The following is a 1,085-nucleotide window of genomic DNA, read 5'->3' as shown; positions in this document are numbered from 1 at the left end:
ACAGGCTGTGTGAAAACTCAAAATCAGAGTTCAGCCCGCCAGCGCTGATCTCTGACTGAGACTTTCAGATAACCGAGAGATACCTCTCAGGCCAGCATTTCCAGCAGCCTGCGGGTTCCCAGGATGTTGATGGTTCGCTTCAGGTTGTAGCTGGTCACTGCCAGCGCCATCTCAGCTTTGGCTCCCTGCAATTGGCGCAGCAGGAACCGTCCGGTTCCCAGTGCCCACTGCTTCAAGTTGCCGAAAGGATGCTCAACCGTACTTTTCCGCCTGAGCATCATGTCCGGATTGGCATTCAGGCGTTTGGTCATTCGTTCAAACGCTGCTTCATTGGGATGGCGCTTCAGCGAGCGGTATCGTGCCCTCGTGCAATTGCCTTTCAGAGCACAACTGCCACAGACAGATGCTTGAGCGTGGTAGTTAGCCGATCCCTTGTTCATACTTTTCAGTATCAACACCTGACCCGCCGGGCACTGATAACTATCGGTTTCAGGGTCGTACTTGAAGTCAGCCTGCGGAAAGAGAGCGTTTTCAGCCGAGCGGTTTTCCCGGTTGAGCGGTACGATAGCCGTAATCCCTGCATCGTCGCAGGCCTGAAATTGCTCGCCGTTTGAATAACCTGCATCTGCAGTCACAGTGACGTCTTCTTGATCCAGCACCTGCTGGACAGCCGTTGCCATCGGGGCGAGCTGCTTGCGGTCATCGCTGTCCTGGGTAACTTCGTGGTGCACGATTAACCCATGCTCTTCATCCACTGCAGATTGCACGTTGTAGCCCGCAAAGTTGCCCTGCGGAGCACGCATCATCTTCGCCTCATCCTCCCCAACGATAATCTGGGAAAGCCCCAGTTCTTCCATCAGCGCTTGACTGGTCACGTTGTCATCGCGCTTTGACTGAAGACGGGACAAGGCTTCTTTCACCTTGTTGGTATCGATTTTCTCGGCACTTTCACTCTGATCCGACTCATCCAGGGTCGCCAGGTATCGAGCAATGCGCTGGTCCAGCTTTTCCAAGTCCCGCTTGAGATGCTTGGTGCTGACATGGCGGCGATTGGAGGCTACGGCTCTGAATTTGCTGCCATCAAT

At 54.4% G+C, this 1,085-nt stretch carries 1 protein-coding gene; it reads right to left on the bottom strand.

Features of this window, described 5'->3' with window-relative positions; translation table 11 throughout:
- Positions 1 to 86 precede the first annotated feature (86 nt).
- A partial coding sequence (locus tag ACIP1G_RS31980) for a transposase (protein ID WP_400744649.1) occupies positions 87 to 1,085 on the bottom strand: 999 nt, incomplete at its 5' end.

Origin of the sequence: Pseudomonas sp. NPDC089392 (assembly GCF_044749595.1) — a bacterium.
Taxonomy (GTDB): domain Bacteria; phylum Pseudomonadota; class Gammaproteobacteria; order Pseudomonadales; family Pseudomonadaceae; genus Aquipseudomonas.
The sequence above is the reverse complement of the archived record's forward strand: the minus strand, read 5'-3'. Positions and strand labels throughout refer to the sequence as shown.